This window comes from Kaistella solincola (assembly GCF_000812875.1).
GTDB classification, from domain to species: Bacteria; Bacteroidota; Bacteroidia; order Flavobacteriales; family Weeksellaceae; genus Kaistella; species Kaistella solincola.
Window position 1 is genome coordinate 495,081 of the sequence record NZ_JSYK01000002.1, and the last position, 22,191, is coordinate 517,271.

Below are 22,191 nucleotides of genomic sequence, written 5' to 3' on the forward strand. Positions count from 1 at the left end.
TCATGAAACAATTAGAAAGCCGGGAAGATATTGAAAACCTGGTGAATTTTTTTTACGAAAAGGTGCAGAAAGACGCGACGATTGGCTTCTTTTTCAATGATGTGGCGAAGGTTGACTGGTCGCACCACTTGCCGAAAATGTATTCTTTTTGGGAAACGCTGCTTTTCGGACAGATTTCTTACAAAGGCAACCCGATGTCGAAACATTTTCCCATCAATGCTGAGGTTCCGATTGAAAAATTTCATTTTGCACACTGGATAAAACTCTGGACGGAAACCGTGGAGGAAAATTTTACGGGTGAAATGGCGGAACTTGCCATTTATAAAGCCACGAATATTGCAAATCTCATGGGCCACAAAATGGAAGTTGCGCGCAAACTTTCCTGAGGTGAAAAGTGCTTAAAGTTTTGCAACAGCAATTAAGCTAAAACCAGAAAATCGGGCGGTTTTGCCGGTAAAAAATTTTAAGCAAACTAAAAGCAAAGCAGCAGCTATTTCACGTGGAACATTGCTGAAAAATCCGGTGCTGTTTGGTGCTTTTTCTTAGAAAATACTTTCGCCAGATTGTGTGGTAAATTCTTCCAGAAACTTCATGCCGCGGTAAGAATTTCCTTTGGAATTCAGCTTTGGACTCCATACCGTGATGCAGTAATGGCTCGGATAAAGCGCGATAATTCCACCGCCTACACCACTTTTTCCTGGTAAACCGACGCGGAACGAAAATTCACCTGATTCGTCGTAAAAACCACAAGTGAGCAAAATTGCGTTGATTCTTTTGACTTTGCTAAAAGGTAAAATTTGTGCTTCTGAGCCCGGAATTTTTCCTTCATTGGCGAGGAATAAAAGGCTTTTGCTGAGCTGTTTGCAACTCATTTCTATTGCGCAGAGATGACAATAAATTTCAATAACGTCTGCCGGCGAACTTCTAATATTGCCGAAAGATTTCATGAAATTGCAAATGGCGGAATTGCGGAAGCTGTTCTGCATTTCGCTTTTCGCCACTTTTTCGTTGAAAGTAATATTATTGTCGCCCGCAAGATTTCGGATGAAAGCCAGAATTTCTTCTTTCGGATCGGTACATCTTTCCAACAGAATATCGCAGATGACAAGCGCGCCTGCATTAATAAACGGATTGCGCGGAATTCCTTTGTCTGCTTCAAGCTGAACAAGCGAGTTAAACGGATTTCCGGAAGGTTCTACGTCCACGCGGGACCAAAGCTTTTCGCCCAACCTTTCGTAAACGTACGCGAGGGCGAAAACCTTGGAAATGCTTTGAATTGAAAATTTTTCTTCAAAGTCGCCAAAACCAAAATTTTGGCCGTTTAAGCCGGTAAAATTTACACCAAACTTTTCAGTAGAAATATCAGCAATTTCAGGAATGTAATCTGGGATTTTACCTAAATTTTCCTCAGCTCTTACCTGCGTAAAAACTTCTGAGATTATTTTTTGATAGTCGGGCGTCATGAGCTAAAACGAAAAAATTAGGTGAAATAGCGGCAAATTTTTTAAAGTTCCTCGGTGGATTCTTCTTCCTCGTCGAAATATTGGAAAAGGAAATCGTTGTACGGGAAACGTGAAATATGAATTTTTAAAACCTCGTCATAAATCATTTTTTTCAGCTCCGGGAAATTTTCTTTTTTCAGTGCGGAAATGAAAACCGTTGGATATTTTGATTTCGACATCCAGGTTTTCATCCATTCTTCAAGTGAGATATTTTTGCGTGTTTCCGGGCTTAAATCATCATCACTTTTTTTCTCGTAAGCAAAAGCATCGATTTTATTGAAAACCATGATCATCGGTTTTTGATGCGCTTCAATTTCCATCAACGTTTGGTTTACGGAATTAATGTGGTCTTCAAAACTTTCATGCGAAATATCCACCACGTGAATTAAAAGATCGGCTTCGCGAACTTCGTCCAACGTTGATTTGAAACTTTCTACCAGCTGTGTCGGCAATTTTCTGATGAAACCTACGGTGTCTGTCAGAAGAAATGGCAGATTTCCGATGACCACCTTTCGTACGGTCGTGTCTAAAGTTGCAAAGAGTTTGTCTTCTGCAAAAACATCGGACTTCGAAAGCGCGTTCATCAAAGTTGATTTTCCCACATTCGTATAACCAACAAGCGCGACGCGCACCATTTTTCCGCGGTTGTTACGCTGTGTCGCCATTTGTCGGTCGATGGTTTTCAGCTTGTCTTTTAATAATGATATGCGGTCGCGGATAATCCTTCTATCGGTTTCGATCTCCGTTTCACCCGGGCCGCGCATCCCGATACCACCCTGCTGACGCTCGAGGTGAGTCCACATTCTGGTAAGTCGTGGCAAAAGATATTCGTATTGCGCGAGTTCAACCTGAGTTCGTGCGTAGGAAGTTTGAGCGCGCTGAGCGAAAATATCGAGGATCAAATTGGTTCTGTCGAGGATTTTAACCTCAATTTCTTTTTCGAGGTTTTTTAGCTGAGAAGGCGAAAGTTCGTCATCGAAAATTACGGTACCGATTTCGTTTTCTTTTACATAATCCCGTATTTCCTGTGCTTTTCCGCTACCGATAAATGTTTTCGAATCCGGCTTTGTAAGCCTTTGCGTAAATCTTTTGTCTACGCTGGCGCCCGCAGTGTACGCGAGAAATTCCAGCTCATCGAGATATTCTGTTAATTTTTCTTCGCTTTGATTTTGAGTGATTAAACCGACTAAAACGGCTTTTTCGTATTGATGGTCGTTTTTTTCTAACATAAATTGCTACGGCATTTAAACAAAGATACTACTTTGCATTTTTTTATTAAAAAATCTCAGGCATTTAACCTAAGATAATTTTTTTGCTGATCATTTTAATCCCAGTCGGCAGCTGCGAATTTCATTTGCTCACCGCTCGGTGCGCTTAAAGTCAGAAACTGACCTTCCACTTTATATCTCGTCATTTTTGGGAGATTTTCAATAAAAGCCTTTTCCAAATCCATATTTTGTTCGCAGTACATCATCGTACTTCCCACCGCTGAGAATTTTACGCTTCCGCTAGTACCAAACGTTGCAGTACCAAACATGCTGTTGCATCCCATATTAGCAGAAAATTTTCCTGGCATTTCATTCTTGATGGCTAAATTAAGGTGAGCCTTATTAGTCACCATTACATCTTTATTAAAATCCTGAAATTCTACCAACATCCAATAGCGCTTGATGTTTTCGGGTATTGTTGATTGTGTGGTGCAGTTAGCTAAGAATAAAAGTGCAATGATTCCAAAGGTTGCGGAAATTAGTTTTTTCATTTTAAAAAATTTCAACCTACAATTCCATATCTGTGCCATGATTTCTCTAAATTTGACCGGTTTAGCGGCCAAAAAATTTAATTCAAAAAAAATATGGAAACCGAACGCTTATTTTTAAAACCCATCACCACCGATGATGCGGAATTTTTATTTGAACTTTATAATTCGCCTCACTTTCTGGAATTTATCGGTGACCGAAACATTAAAAATTTTGAAGCGGCGGCGGAATATATTGAAGCGCGTTTTCTACCGCAACTCGAAAGATTGGGTTATGGGAATTATGTCATCATCCGAAAAGCTGATCGGCAGAAAATTGGCGCGGTGGGTGTTTATGAAAGAAAAGGTTTAGACGTTCAGGATATCGGTTTTTCTTTTTTACCGCAATTTGAAGGGCAAGGTTATGGTTTTGAAGCGGCTTCGAAAGTTTTGGAAACTGTTTTTAATGACTATAAAGTGAAGAAAATTTCGGCAATTACCTCTAAAGCAAATTTCACTTCGCAGAAGCTTATTAAAAAATTAGGTTTGAAATACATTAAAAATGTTTTGCTTCCTGGCGATACCGAAGAATTGCTGTATTTTGAAATTGAAAACCAGACATTATAAAACCAAAAAAAACGCCCTTTTGAGGCGTTATTTTTTATATTTAAAATAATTAATTCGGTTTCCAGTCCACCACCGCGCGGATAAATGCTTCGGCGTTTTCCAGCGGAATATTCGGTAAAATTCCGTGACCAAGATTCGCTATATAGCGGTCTTTACCAAAACGGTTAATCATTTCAGTCACCATTTTAGTAATGGTTTCCGGCGAAGAATTTAATCGGTTTGGGTCAAAATTTCCCTGCAAAGTCATGGTGTGATTTGTGAGCATTCTTGCCAACTCGGGACGAACCGTCCAATCCACACCCAAAGCGGAAGCTTTAGATAAAGTCATTTCCTCCAGCGCAAACCAACAACCTTTACCAAAAACCACCACGTGGGTCAGCGGAGCTAAAGCTTCAACAATTTGGTTGATGTACGGCCAGGAGAAAATCTGGTAATCTTCCGGCGACAAACTTCCGCCCCAAGAGTCGAAAACCTGAACGGCAGAAACTCCTTTTTCAACTTTTCTCTTTAAATAGGCAATCGTGGTCTCGGTGATTTTCTGTAATAAAAGATGTGCAGCTTCTGGATTTTTAAAACAGAAAGATTTTGCAACATCCCAGGCTTTAGAACCTTTTCCTTCAACGCAGTAGCACAAAATCGTCCACGGTGAACCTGCAAAACCGATTAACGGAATATCATTATCCAATTTCAGAAGCGTAAGTTCAATAGCGTCGAAAACGTAACCCAAAGTTTCATTTACATCCGGAACCTCAATATTTTGCACATCTTCCAAAGTGCGGATGGGATTTTCAAGCCAGGGTCCTACACCTTCGCGCATCTCGAAATCCATTCCCATCGCTTGCGGAACCACCAAAATATCGGAAAAAAGAATCGCAGCATCCAACGGAAATCTGCGGATGGGCATCATGGTAATTTCGGACGCCAATTCTGGTGTACGGCAGCGCGTGAAAAAATCGTAATCATCGCGCATTGCCCGAAATTCCGGTAAAAACCTTCCTGCCTGACGCATCATCCAAACGGGCGGTCTTTCAACCGTCTCACCTCTTAAAGCTTTGAGGTATAAATCGTTTTTTATCATAATTTTTGCACTTAAAACCGAAATTATTCCGGCTTTAAGGTTGAATTTTTAGTAATTTCCTGTTTTACCAGTTTCAGCAAACCTAATAAATCATTTTGTTTGCCCGTAAATATTTTCTGGTCTGTATGTTTAACGATTTCCGCCGTTGTAGTTTCGCCGATTGAAAAAATATATTTAAAATCCAGCGAATTTTCTTTTATAAAACTCCGTACGCCACTCGGTGAAAAAAAAGCCACTGCATCATAGTTTTTTTCTGATTTCGGATACAGAAGTTCAGTTTCATAAACCACCACTTTTTTATAACCGATATTTTGGAGCGGTAAATTTTTCTGAAGAATATCGAGCGCCAAATCTCCGCAGAAATGCACGAAACTTTCTTCGGGACAGCTTTCAATGATAAATTCTGCGAGCTCCTGGGCGTTTTTTTTCATTTTGAAAACACCGAAGCCATGCTTTCTGAGCTGAAGTTTTGTTTTCCTGCCGACGCAATAAATTTTATTATAATTTCTGTCGGTGAAATTTTCGTGTGGTAGAAAACCATTTTCAAAAAAAGCTTCAACGCCGTTCACGCTGGTAAAGATCAGCGATTTATTTTCGAGGTTAAAAGGGCTAAATTTTCTGAAATTAATTTTAATGACTTCTAAAAACGAAGGTGAAATGTCCGTTCCCAAAACATCGGAAACTTCCTTTTCATCAAGCATTTTTGTAAACAGAATATTCATTAAAACAGCTTAAAATAACCTGAGAAAAATTACTTCATCTCGCGGTTTATTTGTTCCATAATTTCTGCACCGCCATTAGCGATAATTTTTTCCGCCAGAATCTGACCAAAATTATCATTAGGATTCCACTGGAAAATCTCGTCGGTTTCGATGCATTCTTTTCCGTCAAGCGAGCAAAGCCGGCCTACAAATCGAACCTCATCGAATTCATTGATCACCGCATAAGCGCCAATCGGCGCGGTACAGCCACCTTCGAGCGCACGTAAAAACGCTCTTTCGATTTCGATACAAATGCGGGTTTCGCGATGGTTTATATCTTTAAAAATTTCCTTAATTTCTGCGTCGTCAGCACGTCCGCAAACAGCAACCACACCTTGCGCAGGCGCTGAAATCATGAACGGAAGATACTCATAATCAACATTTAAGCTCATTCTTTCAATAGCAGCTAAAGAGAATAAAGTTGCATCAAAATCCTGATCTTCAAGTTTTTGCAAACGCGTTTGAACGTTTCCGCGGATGTCGCAAAATTCGGTTCCCGGGTAAGTTTTTGCCCAAAATGCGCGGCGACGCAAACTACTCGTAGCGATTTTCAAATCGTGAAGCTCTTTAACTTTTGAAGATTCTTTTCGCACCAAAACATCTTGGGGAAAATCCCGGGCTAAAACGGCAATAATTTCGATATTTTCGGGAAGTTGGGTGGGAATATCTTTCAAGGAATGAACCGCGATATCCACTTCTTTATTTAGCAAAGCAATGTCTAAATCTTTAGTGAAAATGCCGGTAATTCCCATTGCGTACAATGGTTCAGTCAAATTTTTATCGCCGGAAGAAACAATCGGGGTAATATCTGTTTTGTAATTTCTGTTCTGCAGATTTCTGGCGACTTCGCGAGCTTGCCATAAAGCCAGCGGCGAGTTTCTCGTCCCAATTTTAATGCTTCTCATTGAATTCGTTATTTGGCTGTTCTACTAAAATCTCGTGCATCAGCTTCGTGATCTCTTCGGCTTTCCATGGATTATCGATGATAAACTTGGCAAACCTGTTTGTGATTTTTTGAATCATACGATCGGAAAGTTGCATATCCGCGACGTCCACATACTTATGTTTTTTGTGGATATTGTGCATTTCATTGCGTTCCATATTTTTCAGAACGGCTTTAAAATGATGAATATTCGGTGCTAATTTTCTCTTTTTTTCCCATTCCAGAAAATCCTTGGTCATTTCCTTGATGATTCCTTCGGCCTTTGGAATTTCTTTCTGACGCTGCATCATGGTTTCATTGATGTGCAGCGAAAGCTGATCGACATCAACCAAACTCACATTTTGGTTGTCGGTAATGTCTTTTTCAACATTGTTCGGAATCGAAAGATCAATTACCAAAGTTTCCTTGCCGTTCGGGAAATGCGTTTTATTGATGATTGGATGCTGCGCGCCGGTGGCGACGATCAAAATATCGGTTTGACGAAGTTCTTCATCAAAACTTTCAAACTCGATGTATGGAATTTTATATTTATCAGCAATTTTTTCTGCTTTGTCGGCAGATCTGTTAGCGATTTTTACACGCGGTTTATAGACGTGTTTCACCAGATTTTCGACGGTATTCTGCCCAATTTCTCCAACACCCAAAAGCAGAATATTTTTTTCTGAAATATGCGGCTGATTTTTCAAAATATAATGCACCGCCGCGTACGAAACCGATGCTGCGCCATGCGAAATGCCGGTTTCGTTTTTAATTCTTTTTGAAATCTGGATCGCAGAATTGATCGCGCGCTCCATAAAAGGATTAGAATATTTTTTTTCTTTGCGGAAACGGTGGTACGCGTTTTTTATCTGGCCGATAATTTCGAAATCGCCGATAATCTGGCTTTCTAAACCGGCTGCAACACGGAATAGATGATTTAAAGCTTCTTCATTTTTTATAATCTGAACATACTGCATAAAATCGGTGAGCGTAACGCCCACTATTTTGCAGTAGAGTTCAGCGATGAGAAGATAATTTTGGGTCGTGGTGTAAATTTCTGTACGGTTGCAGGTAGAAACCACGAAAGCATCACCCAGATTCAAATCGTGAATTTGGTTGACGAAATTTTTCACATTTTCATCAAAAAAGGCAAATTTGCCCCTTATTTCTGCATCTGCTTTTTCAAAACTGACGCTAAGAGCCGCAAAATTGGCTGTTTTGTGAATGTTAGTATCCTTAATCATAGACCAAGCGCAAAATTAAGGTTTTAAATTGAATTAAAGAAGGATGTTTGCTATGATGATTATCACTTGTCTCTATCGCAAAGTGGTGATTTTTTATACTTTCCAAAAAAATACAAATATTATGGTAATTAAAAAGTTATCTTAAAAGAGTCGGTAATTTTAATATAATTTTAACCAAAATTAGCGACATTGCAATTTTTAGAACGGTTCTAAATCTATATCTTTGTACACTTTAAAAATTTAGCATAAAATGGGGTTATTTGATATGTTTACGCAGGATATTGCGATCGATTTGGGTACAGCCAACACGCTGATTATCCACAATAACAAAATCGTAATAGATCAGCCATCAATTGTGGCGATCGAGCGATCTTCCGGAAAGCCGATTGCAGTTGGCGAGAAAGCGAAACACATGCAGGGGAAAACTCACGAAGACATAAAAACAATCAGACCTTTGAAAGACGGTGTAATTGCTGATTTTCACGCGTCTGAACACATGATCAAGGAATTCATCAAACAAATTCCGGGCATAAAAGGCAAACTTTTTCAACCTACATTAAAAATCGTAATCTGTATTCCTTCCGGGATTACCGAAGTGGAAAAACGTGCGGTTCGCGATTCTGCACAAAAAGTAAATGCAAAAGAAGTACGCTTGATATATGAACCAATGGCAGCTGCAATAGGAGTTGGAATTGATGTTCAGAAACCTGAAGGTAACATGATCATCGATATAGGTGGTGGAACTACAGAAATTGCTGTTGTTGCTTTAGGCGGAATTGTGTGTGACAAATCTGTAAAAATTGCCGGTGATGTTTTCACCAACGATATCGCTTATTATCTGAGAACGCACCATAATTTATACATCGGGGAACGTACTGCGGAACGAGTAAAAATTGAAGTCGGTTCAGCAGTTGAAGAACTTGACGTTGATATCGAAGATATTCCGGTTCAGGGACGTGATTTAATCACCGGAAAACCGAAAGAAATTATGGTGAATTACAAAGAAATCGCGCGCGCACTCGACAAATCGATTATTAGAATTGAAGACGCGGTGATGGAAACACTTTCTCTTACGCCACCGGAGTTGGCGGCAGATATCTACAAAACAGGAATTTACCTCGCCGGCGGCGGCGCTTTGTTGAGAGGTTTGGCAGACAGACTTCACCGAAAAACAGGTTTGCCAGTTTTCGTTGCCGAAGATCCTTTACGCGCAGTAGTTCGCGGAACAGGAATTGCCCTGAAAAATATGGACAAATTCAATTTCCTGATTAAATAAAATCAAAATTTTTGGCCTAACGGATGGGATTTTTGCTGAGATTATTTTCGAAAAACGGTTTATTCGTTTTCTTTATATTTCTGCAACTCATTGCTTTAGTATTGATTTTCAGCCGAAATTCAATGCAACAGTCGTGGATTGCGGGCCAGTCTGCAGCATTTAACTCCTGGGTTTCCGGCTATATCGATGAAGGCGCTTCCTATTTAAAATTAAAGCAAACCAACGAGCAGCTGGTAGAGCAGAATAAAGTTTTGATGGAACAGCTTTATGGAAAAAATGCCAAAATAACGCCGAATTTCCGGAAAGTCCACGATACCATTGGCGGTGGGCAAATTTATACTTTCGTAGATGGTGATATTGTTTTCAACAGCATTAACCGGAAAGACAATTACTTCACCATAAACCGCGGAAAAAGAGACGGCGTTCAACCGAAAATGGGTGTAATGGCGCCGGGCGGAATTGCTGGAATTGTGATCAATACCACCGATTCTTATTCTTTGGTACAGTCGGTTTTAAGTTTAAATAAAATTAAAATTAATGCTGCGCTGAAAAATTCCGGTTATTTCGGTACTTTAACCTGGCGCGGTGAAGATTCGCGTGTAATGCATCTGGCCGATATTCCGAAATATGTGCCGCTGAAAGTTGGAGACACCGTTGTAACTGACGGAAAATCAGCTATTTTCCCACAGGGAATTATGATTGGTAAAGTTGCCGGTTACGAAGTGGATAGCAAAACCGGCTTTTGGGACATTTCTGTAGAACTCAGCGCAAAAATGGGAAACATCAGCAAAATATTTGTTGTTAAAAACCTAAAAAAAGCAGAAGTTTCTAAAATTCAGGATACACTGCAAGCTACTATACAAAGAGAAAAATGATAAGCCGTACATTATTTACCGACATATTATTAATTGTATTGCTTATTGCGCTGCAGGTTTTTGTCCTGAACAGAATCACGCTTTTTGGGAAATATACTCCGGTGATTTATCCGGTTTTCGTAATGTTTTACCCTTTTTTCCGAAATAAATACCAATTTCTGCTGCTGAGTTTTCTGCTTGGTTTAGGCGTCGATGCTTTCCTTTATACGTGGGGCATTAATGCATTCGCGACAACGGTTATAGCGTATTTCCGGACCTTAATTTTCCGGACTTCAACGGATACTTCTACCGACTTTTTTTCGTTTCAGTCCTTACAATGGTCTCAGTTTCTGTTTTTCATTTTGATGAGTATCCTGATTCATCAGTTTTTAGTTCAGTATATTGAGATTTTTAAATTTTCGCGGTTCTTTGACGTATTTTTAAATGTTTTGGCAACCAGTGCTATTTCGTTTATCTTTATTTTCATCTACGCATTAGCCTTTAAAATCAAACAAAAAGTTTGAAATCACAGTACATCAAAATTTTCATATTTCTCTCCTTTATTGCTCTGATTTTCATAGCACGGCTCGCTTATTTGCAACTTTTCACGGACAGATATGCACTGAACGCCGCAAATACATCCATAAAAACCGAATATATTATTCCGCAGCGCGGTGTAATTTTCGACCGAAACGGAAAAATTCTGGTCGGCAACCAACCTTCTTACGAAATCTCTTTCACCGAAGCTTTGATGAAACCGGATTTCGACACCTTGGAATTTTGCAATTTATTACGGATTTCGAAGGAAGATTTTATTAAAAATGTCAATGCAATAAAAGCTGAAAAATATTATTCGAAGCTGACGCCGATGACGTTCATTAAAAATTTAAGCCGCGAAGATATTGCAAGAATTCAGGAAATTATTTTTAAATATCCCGCGTTCAGCATTGTCTCCCGTCCGCAGCGCCAGTATGAAGTTTCAACTTCCGGAAATCTTTTGGGTTACACCAATGAGGTAAATGACCGTGATATTAAAAAAGATTCCCTTTATTATTTACCGGGCGATTTCATCGGAAAAACAGGAATTGAAAAATCTTATGAAAGAGAACTGCGTGGTGAAAAAGGCGTTCAGTACATTCAGAAAGACATTCGGCTTCGCAACATCGGCAAATATAAAAACGGTGCGTTAGACCGCGATGTTGTTACCGGCAAAGATCTCACGCTCACCATCGATTATGATCTGCAGAAAATTGCAGAGGAAATGATGATCGGCAAACAGGGCGCCATTGTAGCTCTTGACCCCAGCAACGGCGAAATATTGGTTCTTGCAACCGGCCCGGACATCGATCCGAACCTTTTTGTCGGTCCGGAAAAAACCCGCAATCTGTACCGTCTGCAAATGGACACAATTTACAACAACCGACCAACTTTCGACAGGTCTTTACAAGCGGCTTATCCGCCGGGTTCAACCTTCAAATTGCTTACAGCTGCAGCTGCAATGCAAATGGGCGTGATGGATGAAAACACCATTTTCCCGTGCGGTGGCGGTTTCAGCTATAACAGACTTAGAATTAAAGGTCATGGCGGCGCGGATCCATTAATTCCGGCAATTCAGGTTTCCAGCAACTGCTATTTTTCATACGCCTTTATCGCTATTATGAACAAATATCCTGGCGATCCAAGTCGCGGCGTAAATGAATGGAAAAAAATCATGAGCAGCTTTGGCGTTGGTGAATTTTTAAATAACGATTTAGCAGTTGGTTCAAAAGGCCGAATTCCATCCGGAGAGTTTTACGAAAAAAGAAGCGGCAAAAAAAACTGGTCTTCCGCATATACCATGAACGGATCAATTTTCAATGGAATGGGCCAGGGCGACGTTTTATTAACTCCGCTTCAAATGGCAAATTCCATCGCAGCAATTGTAAACAGAGGCTGGTATTATACCCCACATATCGTAAAATCCATTGACGGCAAACCTAATCCCGATCCTAGATTTAAAGTAAAACATAAAACTTTGGTAGATCCGAAACACTTTGAACCGATTATTAAAGGTATGGAAGCGGTGGTTTTGCAGGGTACAGCGCGCGGTCTAAAATCCAATGATTTTACAATGCTGGCAAAAACAGGAACGGCACAGGTTCCGCAGGGAAAAGATAATTCCATTTTTGTTTTGGCGGCGCCGGCAGAAAATCCTAAAATCGTGATCGCCGCTGTGATGGAACATGCGGGATTTGGAGCCACTTGGGCGGGCCCGGCTGCAACGGTAATTGCTGAAAAATATCTGACAGGAGAAATTAAGCGGGAACATTTGTACAAGAAAATGGTCAACGCGACTTTTATGCCGGAATATAAACGTCAATGGGTGGTGGAATTGAAGCGAAAAGGTTTGTACAAAGAACCGAGCAAAGATTCGCTGTTTCTGCAAACCGTGGAAACAAAGCTGGAAAATGCAAAAACCCAGGCTGAAAAAAAACAGCTGCTCTATCAAAAAGATTCTATCATTAATAAAATTAAAATTTCAGCAAAGAAGTGAAGTGGGCGCAAGGAATAGATAAACTCGGATTAACACTGTATTTCTTGCTGTGTGCATTTGCCATTGCAAATATTTACAGCGTGGAGCCTGCCAGCGGAAGCCGCCAGGCAGTCTGGTTCGGCGTGTCGGTTTTTGTCGGAATCATCATTTTCATGATGCGGACCAAGTTCTTCGAAAATATGGCCGGCATTATTTATATCATCGGTTTGCTTTTGCTAATCGGGCTTTTTCCGTTCGGAACAGAAATTTTGGGCCAGAAAAACTGGTATAAGTTTGGGCCGGTGAGTTTACAGCCGGTAGAATTTGCGAAAATCGGTACTGCTTTAATGCTGGCAAATTATGTTTCCGGACCGGATTTTAATTTAAAAAACAGAAAATCGCTGTGGACTTCATTAGCCATAATCGGTGTGCCGGCTGTAGTGGTTTTATTAATTCCGGATGTAGGTTCACTTCTGGTCTTTATCGCCTTTTTTATCGCACTGTACCGCGAAGGACTTTCAGGTTGGTTTTTCGGAGTCGGATTTATATTCGCCGCGGTTTTCCTGGTTGCTCTCGCTATAGATCCGCTTTATGTAGTTGCTGGAATTGTTATTATTGCCGGAATTGCGGTTTTTCTGAATCAAGCGAGAATTCACTGGAACGTCATTTCCGTTTCCGCTATTGTTGGTGGAATTGGAATTTTGTGCGGCTTGGCGTATGCGACACCAACCATTCTGGAAAAACTGCCGACCCACCAACGCGAAAGAATAGAAGTTTTATATAAAGGTGAAAAAGCCTTCCGCGACACGTCCGGTTATAACTTGCTGTACTCGAAAACGGCGATTGGTTCAGGCGGCTTTTTTGGTAAAGGCTATCGTGAAGGTTCGGTAACGCAGGGGAAATTTGTACCCGAACAAAGCACCGATTATATTTTCTGTACCGTGGGTGAAGAATGGGGATTTTTCGGCAGTTCATTGCTCGTAATTGCCTATTCCGTATTTATTGGCCGGATTTATTACCTGTCCGAAAAGCAAAAATCAACTTTTAACCGCGTTTTTGGTTATTGTTTCGCATCGATTTTGCTGATTCACTTTTCGATAAACCTCGGCATGGTGATGGGACTTTTCCCGACGGTTGGAATTCCGTTGCCGTTTTTCAGCTATGGTGGAAGCTCGCTGCTGGCATTTTCTACGATGACGTTTATTTTCTTTAAACTGAATTACACCGACCGCAACAGTTTGGTATAAACTTTTTCCAATAAATTCGGCGTTTAAACAGCAATTTCTCTGGATTTAGCGATAACAATTACTCTAGTCTTCAGCTTTAATTTAAAACAGAAAAATTCGGCGTTTTTGCGGCGAATTTTTTCGGTTTAGCAAAACCTTTACATCAGAATTGAGCTTTACTTTAAAACAGAAAATTTCGGCGTTTAAACGCAAATTTTTTCGGTTTAGCGAAACATTTTGAAGCACACTTCAGCTTATTTTAAAACAGAAAAATTCGGTGTTTTAACGGCTAATTTTTTAAGTTTTGCTAAACGTCTAAATCAGTTCGGCTTTCATTTAATAATCAAAAAATCCGTGATTTTAGCAGCAAATTTTTTCGATTTAGAAAAGCATTTACAGCAACTTCGGCTTAAATTTAAAATCAAAAATTCGTGCTTTTAGCGGGAAATATTTTAAAAGTAAAACAAAAACCATCTCCGAAGAAATGGTTTGAAGTATTTATCAATTATTTACTTTAGTTATTTTTTGCGAAATTGGTGTTTGCGGTTTCCGGAGAAATAACTCTTTTTGCAAATCTGTATTTCGGTCCCCAGTAAGAATCATTCAGTGAAGAAATCATGACACCTCTGGAAGTTGCAGCGTGGATGAATTTTACTGTCCCGTCTGCATCGATGCTTTCAACGATACCCACGTGTGAAATTCTACCTCTGCCCTGGTGCGAAAAGAAAACCAGGTCGCCTTTCTGAAGGTCGGTTTTTTCAACTTTTTCGCCTTCCTGCGCTTGCGAAGCTGCAACTCTCGGTAAATTTACACCGGCGCTGCTGCCGAAAACTGAAAGTACGAATGCTGAACAGTCAATCCCGCTTCTGGTGGTTCCGCCGTATCTGTAAGGAGTTCCTAAATAGGTTTCGGCTTCGGTCAGGATATCGTCAATTTTTTTTGTGAAGTGAATAGCTGAGGCGATTTCCTCGTTTCTTGCTATATTTTCAAGAGTTTTAGCTGCTACAATCTGTTCTTCGCGGATGCTGTTAACCAATTGCTTTTTAGCGCTTTCTATTTTTTTACTGTCAAGTGACGCAAGTTTGGCATTTGATTTGTATTCTGAAACGTAACTTGTTGGAGTTGAAACTACGTAATTTGTAACACAAGACTGCAAGGAAAAAGTAGCGACCACAGCAGTAACATAAAACAAAATTCTTCTCTTCATATATATTAATTCTCAGTGTTAAAATGTAATATCTGTTTTAAAAAGCAATACAAAAGTAGGTATTACGGCAAAAGTGGGGGTGAAATCACCTCTCCTTCACTGGTGTTTTAACACATTTTAACAGTATTTTTTGTAATGTTAAAAGAATTTACCGTGCAATCCCTTTATTTAGGGATTGCCGTTTTCTATTTTATTAAGATTCGTTAACATTTATAAAATCTCTCTATTCAATATATAAGATTGATCAATAATGTGTTATAAACCCAGATGATGAATATAAAAAAAGCCTCTTAATGAGGCTTTTTTTATTATACATATATATTATATTACGTGCTATCTCGTAAATAGCAGTTCGCGGTACTTGGTTAAAGGCCACAATTCATCGTCCACCATCATTTCCAGTTGGTCGGAAGCTGAACGGATTTTAGCAAAAAACGGAATCACGTCGTTACAGAAAGATTCTGCCATCTCCATTGAGGAATTTTTTGCTTTTGCTCCAGCTATTGCCTCAAGCAAGTTTTCAACTTCAACTTTAATGGTGCTTACATGCCCGGAAATTCCACGGATTAAGCTCGTCTGTTCCTGTGCTAAATCTTTAAATTCCGTTTCGCCAAAGATTTCCTTTAAACCTTTTACATTGTCAATCAAACGGTTTTGATATTTCAACGCGCTTGGAATAATGTGGTTTCTGGCAATGTCTGCCAAAACGCGTGCTTCAATTGCAATAACTGAGGAATATTTTTCGAGTTTAATTTCGTTTCTGGCTTCAACCTCGCGAGCGGTGTAAATTCCCAGCTCTTCGTATAGTGCAATAAATTTCGGATCAAGTTCGCGGCCCAAAGCTTCCGGAGTAGTTTTAAGATTGTTTAAACCTCTTTTTACCGCTTCTTCTGCCCATTCAGCTGAATATCCGTCGCCTTCGAACATGATGTTTTTACACGCCTTAATATATTCACGTAAAATATTGAAAATGGCTTCATCTTTTTTCAGGCCTTTTTCAACCAAAGCATCAACTTCTTTTTTAAAGGTCTGAAACTGTTTTGCAGCAATTGCATTCATCACCGTCATCACCTCAGCACAGTTTGCAGAAGAACCTACGGCACGGATTTCAAATTTGTTTCCGGTGAATGCAAATGGTGAAGTACGGTTTCTATCCGTATTATCTAAAAGAATATTTGGGATTTTACCTACAACATTTAGCTTTAAATCGGTTTTTTCTTCAGGTGAAAGTTTTCCGTCTTTTACTTTTTCCAGTTCTTCTAAAACTCCAAACAACTGGGAACCGATAAATGCTGAAATAATTGCCGGTGGTGCTTCATTAGCTCCCAAACGGTGATCGTTCCCTGCAGATGCAATGCTTACGCGCAAAAGATCGGCATAGTCATGAACCGCTTTTAAGGTATTTACAAAAAAAGTAAGGAATTGCAAGTTTTTTTTCGGATTGGCACCCGGGCTCAAAAGATTTTCACCGGTGTCGGTCGCCAAACTCCAGTTGTTGTGTTTTCCGCTACCGTTTACACCAGCGAATGGTTTTTCGTGGAAAAGAATATGGAAGTGATGTTTGTGAGCAACGCGTGCCATCAAATCCATTAACAATGAATTATGGTCAACCGCAACGTTCACTTCTTCGAACATCGGAGCAAGTTCGAACTGGTTTGGTGCAACTTCATTATGTCTCGTAGTTACTGGAATTCCCAATTCAATTGAACGGATTTCCAATTCCTTCATGAAATTCATCACACGCGTAGGAATGGAACCGAAATAATGATCATCAAGTTGCTGACCTTTCGCTGGTGAATGTCCCAGCAAAGTTTTTCCGGTAATCACCAAATCCGGTCGTGACTGGTATAGAGCAGAATCTACGAGAAAATATTCCTGCTCCCAGCCTAAAGTTGGGCTTACTTTGGTTACATTTTTATCGAAATAAGAGCGACAAATATCCGTTGCAGCTTCATCTACTGCATGAAGAGCGCGCAATAAAGGTGCTTTATAATCAAGCGTTTCGCCGGTGTAAGAAATAAAAATGGAAGGGATACAAAGCGTAGTTCCCATGATGAAAGCCGGGGAAGTCGGGTCCCAGGCGGTATAACCACGCGCTTCAAAGGTATTTCTGATTCCACCGTTCGGAAAAGATGACGCGTCCGGTTCCTGCTGAATCAGCATGCTGCCGGAAAAGCGGTCGATTGCGCGGTCGCTTTCAAATGGTGTAAAAAAAGAATCGTGTTTTTCTGCAGTGGAACCTGTAAGCGGCTGAAACCAGTGTGTATAATGGGTAACGCCTTTGCTTAAAGACCAATCTTTCATGGCTACAGCAATCTGGTCGGCAACATCGCGCTGGATTTTGGTTCCTCTTTTTATTGCGTCTTGAATGGAGGTGAAAGCCTCTTTGGTTAAATATTCGCGCATGGTTTCTTCAGAGAAAACCTTTTTGCAAAATAATTCGGATAAGCGGGAAGGAACTTCCACGGCGTTTTCTTTGCGAAAGTCTTTCTGAGAAAGCAATTCCAAAGCTTTAAATCTTACATTTGCCATTTGATGTTGTTTTATTGAGGCAAAATTACAACAAAATCATAAAAAATTGCACAACTACCCCATATTTTTTAGGGGTGATCGTAAAATATTTTGAAATTTAAGTGGATTTCTAAAAAAATTTGCCGCTAAAAGGCCGAAATTTTTTATTTTGTAAATAAAAAAGTCAGTTCGATTAATTTTTGTTCATGAACCATTTACCTGAACGGCTTTAAAGAGAAAAAACCCTATATTTGTGTGAAATTTTACATTATGGTAAATTCACGCGCAAGAGAAACCACTGAAGCAATCGAAAGACTTTACGTTTCCATGCGGCACTTGTTTTATAGAGGTTTCTTTAAACCTGCCGGCATCTCCGGCGAAAGTCTACGGTCACTACTGACCACTATTAATCCAGAAATCTACGGAACCATGAGCGCGCCTAATAAAATAGAGCTCGATGGATTGCTGTATGTTTTAGACCGACTTCCGGAAGGAATTGAGGAATGTTCTTTTATTCACCTGACTTCTGATGAAGGTTTTGAAAAAGGGAGTTTTGAAGTAATCGTTCCGAAAAAACGTCGCAGAAACTGTTACCGGATTGATGAGCATCAAATGAATATTGAGGTGCTTTTGGGCCGTTCGGAAATCTATGATATTTTAACGCACCTTACCTTCTTATATATAGAAGCAGATAAAATCCGGCAATTGGCTTTTATTTCCGACGAAAATGACAAATCAACGCGCGCCTGGAAAGAAATTGAAGCGGTGGCGATTGGTGACAAGAAATTAAGCAGAAAAGAAAAAGAAGTTGCGCTTGTTCATCTTTCTTCGCTTCTGGGAAGAACTTTTGATGAAACACTGAATGCTTACAACAATTTCGGCGACGATAAAAATCCGGACCGGTTGTTTAAAATCATCTATCATCTGGGTGATGAAAGCTTTAACGATTATAAAAAAATCCGAGAAAGAGAAGTGCATTTTTCCGCAATCCTGCGCGAACGTGTCGGTCATCATTTTTTCGGGGAGAAATGGGCAAATAATGTCAAAGCGGTTTTGGCAGAAAACGGTTTGCAAATGCGACCGCTCCATATTATTTCCGCCAACATGCATTCGGTTAAAAATATGCTTTTTGCTAATGATTCCATCGGAAAAAAAGTGAGCAAGAAGGTAGATTATAAAATGTACGAGGAAATTTCTAACAAGAGATCGCTTCAGGAAAAAATTCTTACGCACTCTCAGGACGCCGGACTTATTTACATTGACGATGAAAGCGGAAGCAATATCGATGTTCAGATTATCGATTTAGCAAAAACCGATTTAAGCAATACTCCTTTTGCAGGATTAAATTATTCAGGTGACGATGTCATCATGGTCTTCGATTATGCTTTTGGTGAACAGGCTTATGAGGTAATGGACGAACTTCTGCGGCCGTACGAATTCAATGAAGAAGTGTACACGATGAAGGTGAAATCCATTTCAATCATGGGGAAGGCTGGGATTTTAATGGGCGGAAAAGGCGATATTATGATTCCTACCTCGCACGTTTTTGAAGGAACAGCAGATAATTATCCGTTTGAAAATGCTTTGAGCCTCGCCGATTTTGAAGATGACGAGCTGCAGGCTTTCGAAGGTGGAATGGTGACCGTTTTGGGAACTTCACTTCAAAATAAAGACATTTTAAAATATTTTATGGACACTTCCTGGAAAGCCATTGGACTGGAAATGGAAGGCGCGCATTATCAGAAAGCGATTCAGGTTGCTTCGAAAATACGCCACCATATTTCGGAAGATCTGTTTGTAATGTACGCTTACTACGCATCAGATAATCCGCTTGAAACGGGCTCCACCTTATCATCTGGCGGCTTGGGACTTACGGGCGTAAAACCGACTTATCTTATTACATTTAAAATACTTGAAAAAATTCTGCAAAGTTCAATGAACGACTAAAAGCTAGAATTTCTCGGAACTAAACTTCACCTTTCAGCTCGTAAAGCTGAAAGGTTTTTTTAAGCGTTATTAGCATATAAAATCTAAAATTCTTATCTTTAAAGCTTCAAAATAATTTTGTATGAATAAAAGTTTACTCTTTATTTTTTCCTTCTTTTTCGCTTTATTTTCCGCACAAAAAGGTCCATATTATCAGCAACGCGCTGAATATAAAATGGACATTGATGTTGATGCGAAAAATTTCACCTACAACGGTCAACAAACTTTAAAATATACCAACAATTCACCAGACGAACTGGATGTCGTTTATTTCCATCTGTATTGGAACGCTTTTAAACCAGGTTCCATGATGGATCAGCGCGTTGCTTCACAAGGTAAAAACGGCGATTCGCGTTTGCAGATTAATGGTGTTTCGCGTTTAGCTTCCATTCCGAAAAGTGAGGAAGGTGCACAAAACATTCACTGGATTAAGCAAAACGGTAAAAACTTGAAATTCGAAATTCAGGAAACCATCATGAAGGTTTATCTGGACACTCCAATTAAAGCCAATTCTACAACAACTTTCACCATGGAATGGGATGCTGTCATTCCTATGCAGATACGCCGTTCAGGCAGAAATAACCGCGAAGGTGTGGACATGACCGTGACGCAATGGTATCCTAAAATTGCGGAATACGATTACGATGGTTGGGCAACTTTTGATTATATCGGAAGAGAGTTCCACGCGCCGTTCTCGGATTTTGAAGTCAATATTAAAATTGATAAAAATTATGTCGTAGGTGCCGGCGGAACTTTAGAAAATCCTTTTGAGGTGAAAGGTTATGAAACGAAACCTTCCATTAAAGCTGATAAAAACAACAAAGTAACCTGGCGCTGGACCGCGAAAAACATGCTTGATTTTGCGTGGGCCGCAGACCGAGATTATATCGTAGAATCTTTCGTGATTTTAGACGGACCAAAAGTTTATTTTGTTTATCAAAAAAGCGATAAGACCAAATATTGGTCGGAAGCAAAACCTTACGTTACCAAATTTTTCCAGTTAATGAATGCCACTTACGGCCGCTATGTTTATCCTTCGTACTCCTTCATTCAAGGTGGCGACGGCGGCATGGAATACGGCATGTGTACCATGATTTTAGGTGAAGCGAAGTCACTTGAAGGATTGATTGGTTTAATGGTTCATGAAGGCGGACATTCCTGGAACCAGCAGATTATGGCGTATAACGAAAGTGTAAGACCATGGATGGATGAAGGGTTTACCAGTTATTATGACGACATGATTATGTACCAGCTGTTTCCTCCCGCGACAGCGAAACCCAATCCGTTTACCGAAAGTATCGAAGGTTACCGAAGATTTGTAAAACGCGGAATTGAAGAACAAGCTGGCTGGCTCGGCGATCACCATGATAATGGTTCTGCTTACTCCGTAGCTTCTTACACTAAAGGTGAACTGTTTTTAGTTCAGCTGGGTTATATTATGGGCGAAGAAAATCTTTCGACCGTGATGAAAGAATTTTACAAAGAATGGAACTTAAAACATCCTACCGACCGCGATTTTATGCATATCGCGCAGAAAGTTTCCGGCATGGATTTAACCTGGTTTCACCATTATTGGATCAACACAACGAAAACCATCGATTACGCTGTAAAAGATGTTAAATACGATGAAAATTCCACCACAATTACTTTAGAAAATAAAGGCACCATTCCAATGCCTGTTGATTTTTCAATTTTAACTTCCGATAAAAAGGTAGTGAATTACCAGATTCCGCTCAACATGACGCATACATGGAAAAGCAAAGACATTTATGGAGATTTCAAAACCATGAATTATTGGCCGTGGACGCAGAAAGAATATACACTGACCATTCCGTATAACAAATCTCAGATTTCAGCATTAGGAATTGATTTTTCGCAAAGATTAGCGGACATCAATCCCGAAGACAACTTCGTAGAAGTTAAGTAACAACGATTGGTTTTGCTCTTTTTAAAAAATTAGGCGCAAAACAGACCAAAAAAACACAAATGAATTCCATCGTTGTAAATATAGGAAATACCAATATCCGGTTCGGCTTGTTCCATGAGGACAAGTGCGATATTTCCTGGATTTTAAATACCAAACCCTACCGCACCAGTGATGAATTGCAGATGCAGTTCATCATGATGTACCAAACCCACAACATCGCTCCGGCGGACATTGAGAAGATCATTATCGGTTCTGTGGTACCTCAGCTCACCTACGATATTTCGCGCGCACTCCAGAAAATTCACGGTAAAAAACCAACTGTTGTTGATCGCAATACACCTTCGGAAGTCCAGCCGAAATCTAAACAAATGGGTACCGATATTTATGCGAATCTGGTTGCCGCATATCATCTTTACCCGCACGGTAAAAAAATTATTTTCGATTTCGGGACCGCGCTTACCGCAAGTTGCATTGATGAAAACGGTGAAACGATTGGCGTAATTATCGCGCCGGGAATTATTACTGCTTTAAATTCATTAATTCACGATACCGCACAACTCCCGGAAATTGAGTTGGTTAAGCCGAAATCTGTTTTGGGATTAGACACGGTTTCGTGCATGCAAAGCGGCATGGTTTACGGATATCTCGGCATGGTTGAAGGCTTTATTGACCGCATAAATAACGAGGTAAAGGACGAATGTTTTGTAATAGCAACCGGCGGTGTCTCGCATGTTTACAAGCCGTTAACCGATAAAATTAACATAGCAGACCGGCTGCATACTTTGAAAGGTCTGTATTATTTAGGTAAAGATCTGTAAGAATG

The 22,191-nt window shown here is 40.0% G+C and carries 19 protein-coding genes; 10 read left to right on the forward strand and 9 right to left on the reverse strand.

The window, feature by feature from the left end; genetic code table 11:
* The first annotated feature begins 2 nt into the window (after window positions 1-2).
* Window positions 3-386 (forward strand): group III truncated hemoglobin, encoded by a 384-nt coding sequence (locus OA84_RS03335; RefSeq protein ID WP_039342238.1) that lies wholly within the window; start codon window positions 3-5, stop codon window positions 384-386.
* A gap of 156 nt (window positions 387-542) precedes the next feature.
* On the opposite strand, the gene OA84_RS03340 is transcribed toward OA84_RS03335, so the two are convergent.
* From OA84_RS03340 to OA84_RS03350, 3 genes are all read right to left on the reverse strand, one after another.
* Window positions 543-1,463 (reverse strand): glutaminase, encoded by a 921-nt coding sequence (locus OA84_RS03340; RefSeq protein ID WP_039342241.1) that lies wholly within the window; start codon window positions 1,461-1,463, stop codon window positions 543-545.
* Between the two features lie 41 nt (window positions 1,464-1,504).
* Complete coding sequence (gene hflX, locus OA84_RS03345; RefSeq protein WP_039342244.1) at window positions 1,505-2,731, reverse strand: GTPase HflX; 1,227 nt, start codon at window positions 2,729-2,731, stop codon at window positions 1,505-1,507.
* Window positions 2,732-2,826: 95 nt separating this feature from the next.
* Complete coding sequence (locus OA84_RS03350) at window positions 2,827-3,261, reverse strand: META domain-containing protein (protein WP_169743476.1); 435 nt, start codon at window positions 3,259-3,261, stop codon at window positions 2,827-2,829.
* A 93-nt stretch (window positions 3,262-3,354) separates the two neighbouring features.
* On the opposite strand from OA84_RS03350, the gene OA84_RS03355 reads away from it, so the two are divergent.
* The gene (locus OA84_RS03355) at window positions 3,355-3,864 is read left to right on the forward strand and encodes a GNAT family N-acetyltransferase (protein WP_039342246.1); all 510 of its coding nucleotides are present in this window, start codon (window positions 3,355-3,357) and stop codon (window positions 3,862-3,864) included.
* 49 nt (window positions 3,865-3,913) lie between these two features.
* On the opposite strand, the gene hemE is transcribed toward OA84_RS03355, so the two are convergent.
* Genes hemE through hemA form a run of 4 tightly spaced genes read right to left on the reverse strand, consistent with a single transcriptional unit; the run spans window position 3,914 to window position 7,869 of the window.
* Window positions 3,914-4,942 (reverse strand): uroporphyrinogen decarboxylase, encoded by a 1,029-nt coding sequence (gene hemE / locus OA84_RS03360; RefSeq protein ID WP_039342250.1) that lies wholly within the window; start codon window positions 4,940-4,942, stop codon window positions 3,914-3,916.
* A 23-nt stretch (window positions 4,943-4,965) separates the two neighbouring features.
* A complete protein-coding gene (locus OA84_RS03365) occupies window positions 4,966-5,664 on the reverse strand; it encodes a uroporphyrinogen-III synthase (RefSeq protein ID WP_039342252.1) in 699 nt (232 codons plus the stop codon).
* A 29-nt stretch (window positions 5,665-5,693) separates the two neighbouring features.
* Entirely contained in the window at window positions 5,694-6,608 is a 915-nt protein-coding gene (gene hemC / locus OA84_RS03370; protein WP_039342255.1) for a hydroxymethylbilane synthase, read from the reverse strand.
* Window positions 6,595-7,869: a glutamyl-tRNA reductase gene (gene hemA / locus OA84_RS03375; protein ID WP_039342258.1), complete on the reverse strand. Its 1,275-nt coding sequence runs from the start codon at window positions 7,867-7,869 to the stop codon at window positions 6,595-6,597. The genes hemC and hemA overlap by 14 nt, the downstream gene beginning before the upstream one ends.
* A gap of 250 nt (window positions 7,870-8,119) precedes the next feature.
* On the opposite strand from hemA, the gene OA84_RS03380 reads away from it, so the two are divergent.
* The 5 genes from OA84_RS03380 to rodA are packed head-to-tail and all read left to right on the forward strand — an operon-like array spanning window position 8,120 to window position 13,758.
* On the forward strand, window positions 8,120-9,145 hold the full coding sequence (locus OA84_RS03380; RefSeq protein WP_039342263.1) for a rod shape-determining protein: 1,026 nt from the start codon (window positions 8,120-8,122) through the stop codon (window positions 9,143-9,145).
* A gap of 23 nt (window positions 9,146-9,168) precedes the next feature.
* Window positions 9,169-10,020 (forward strand): rod shape-determining protein MreC, encoded by an 852-nt coding sequence (gene mreC, locus OA84_RS03385; protein ID WP_039342266.1) that lies wholly within the window; start codon window positions 9,169-9,171, stop codon window positions 10,018-10,020.
* Window positions 10,017-10,523, forward strand: a complete 507-nt coding sequence (locus OA84_RS03390; protein ID WP_039342269.1) for a hypothetical protein — start codon at window positions 10,017-10,019, stop codon at window positions 10,521-10,523. Before mreC ends, OA84_RS03390 begins: the two co-directional genes overlap by 4 nt.
* On the forward strand, window positions 10,520-12,532 hold the full coding sequence (locus tag OA84_RS03395) for a penicillin-binding transpeptidase domain-containing protein (RefSeq protein ID WP_039342271.1): 2,013 nt from the start codon (window positions 10,520-10,522) through the stop codon (window positions 12,530-12,532). Before OA84_RS03390 ends, OA84_RS03395 begins: the two co-directional genes overlap by 4 nt.
* A complete protein-coding gene (gene rodA / locus OA84_RS03400) occupies window positions 12,529-13,758 on the forward strand; it encodes a rod shape-determining protein RodA (RefSeq protein ID WP_039342274.1) in 1,230 nt (409 codons plus the stop codon). Before OA84_RS03395 ends, rodA begins: the two co-directional genes overlap by 4 nt.
* Window positions 13,759-14,251: 493 nt before the next feature.
* On the opposite strand, the gene OA84_RS03410 is transcribed toward rodA, so the two are convergent.
* Together OA84_RS03410 and OA84_RS03415 are read right to left on the reverse strand one after the other, a co-directional pair.
* A complete protein-coding gene (locus tag OA84_RS03410) occupies window positions 14,252-14,944 on the reverse strand; it encodes a C40 family peptidase (RefSeq protein WP_039342280.1) in 693 nt (230 codons plus the stop codon).
* 333 nt (window positions 14,945-15,277) lie between these two features.
* Window positions 15,278-17,476 (reverse strand): glutamine synthetase III family protein, encoded by a 2,199-nt coding sequence (locus OA84_RS03415; RefSeq protein WP_039342282.1) that lies wholly within the window; start codon window positions 17,474-17,476, stop codon window positions 15,278-15,280.
* A 249-nt stretch (window positions 17,477-17,725) separates the two neighbouring features.
* Between OA84_RS03415 and OA84_RS03420 the strand changes: the two genes are divergently transcribed.
* The 3 genes from OA84_RS03420 to OA84_RS03430 all read left to right on the forward strand — a co-directional run bounded on the left by OA84_RS03420 (window position 17,726) and on the right by OA84_RS03430 (window position 22,186).
* Window positions 17,726-19,402: a DUF6909 family protein gene (locus OA84_RS03420; RefSeq protein ID WP_039342285.1), complete on the forward strand. Its 1,677-nt coding sequence runs from the start codon at window positions 17,726-17,728 to the stop codon at window positions 19,400-19,402.
* A gap of 121 nt (window positions 19,403-19,523) precedes the next feature.
* Window positions 19,524-21,368 (forward strand): M1 family metallopeptidase, encoded by a 1,845-nt coding sequence (locus OA84_RS03425; protein WP_039342288.1) that lies wholly within the window; start codon window positions 19,524-19,526, stop codon window positions 21,366-21,368.
* 59 nt (window positions 21,369-21,427) lie between these two features.
* Window positions 21,428-22,186 carry a type III pantothenate kinase gene (locus OA84_RS03430; RefSeq protein ID WP_039342290.1) on the forward strand — a complete coding sequence of 253 codons (759 nt, stop codon included), beginning with the start codon at window positions 21,428-21,430 and terminating at the stop codon, window positions 22,184-22,186.
* The last annotated feature ends 5 nt before the right edge of the window (window positions 22,187-22,191 follow it).

Bases quoted from the DNA above. Each gene is read 5' to 3' on its own strand.
- OA84_RS03335 (WP_039342238.1), top strand. From the start codon at position 3: ATGAAACAATTAGAAAGCCGGGAAGATATTGAAAACCTGGTGAATTTT.
- OA84_RS03340 (WP_039342241.1), bottom strand. From the start codon at position 1,463: ATGACGCCCGACTATCAAAAAATAATCTCAGAAGTTTTTACGCAGGTA.
- hflX (WP_039342244.1), bottom strand. From the start codon at position 2,731: ATGTTAGAAAAAAACGACCATCAATACGAAAAAGCCGTTTTAGTCGGT.
- OA84_RS03350 (WP_169743476.1), bottom strand. From the start codon at position 3,261: ATGAAAAAACTAATTTCCGCAACCTTTGGAATCATTGCACTTTTATTC.
- OA84_RS03355 (WP_039342246.1), top strand. From the start codon at position 3,355: ATGGAAACCGAACGCTTATTTTTAAAACCCATCACCACCGATGATGCG.
- hemE (WP_039342250.1), bottom strand. From the start codon at position 4,942: ATGATAAAAAACGATTTATACCTCAAAGCTTTAAGAGGTGAGACGGTT.
- OA84_RS03365 (WP_039342252.1), bottom strand. From the start codon at position 5,664: ATGAATATTCTGTTTACAAAAATGCTTGATGAAAAGGAAGTTTCCGAT.
- hemC (WP_039342255.1), bottom strand. From the start codon at position 6,608: ATGAGAAGCATTAAAATTGGGACGAGAAACTCGCCGCTGGCTTTATGG.
- hemA (WP_039342258.1), bottom strand. From the start codon at position 7,869: ATGATTAAGGATACTAACATTCACAAAACAGCCAATTTTGCGGCTCTT.
- OA84_RS03380 (WP_039342263.1), top strand. From the start codon at position 8,120: ATGGGGTTATTTGATATGTTTACGCAGGATATTGCGATCGATTTGGGT.
- mreC (WP_039342266.1), top strand. From the start codon at position 9,169: ATGGGATTTTTGCTGAGATTATTTTCGAAAAACGGTTTATTCGTTTTC.
- OA84_RS03390 (WP_039342269.1), top strand. From the start codon at position 10,017: ATGATAAGCCGTACATTATTTACCGACATATTATTAATTGTATTGCTT.
- OA84_RS03410 (WP_039342280.1), bottom strand. From the start codon at position 14,944: ATGAAGAGAAGAATTTTGTTTTATGTTACTGCTGTGGTCGCTACTTTT.
- OA84_RS03415 (WP_039342282.1), bottom strand. From the start codon at position 17,476: ATGGCAAATGTAAGATTTAAAGCTTTGGAATTGCTTTCTCAGAAAGAC.
- OA84_RS03420 (WP_039342285.1), top strand. From the start codon at position 17,726: ATGGTAAATTCACGCGCAAGAGAAACCACTGAAGCAATCGAAAGACTT.
- OA84_RS03425 (WP_039342288.1), top strand. From the start codon at position 19,524: ATGAATAAAAGTTTACTCTTTATTTTTTCCTTCTTTTTCGCTTTATTT.
- OA84_RS03430 (WP_039342290.1), top strand. From the start codon at position 21,428: ATGAATTCCATCGTTGTAAATATAGGAAATACCAATATCCGGTTCGGC.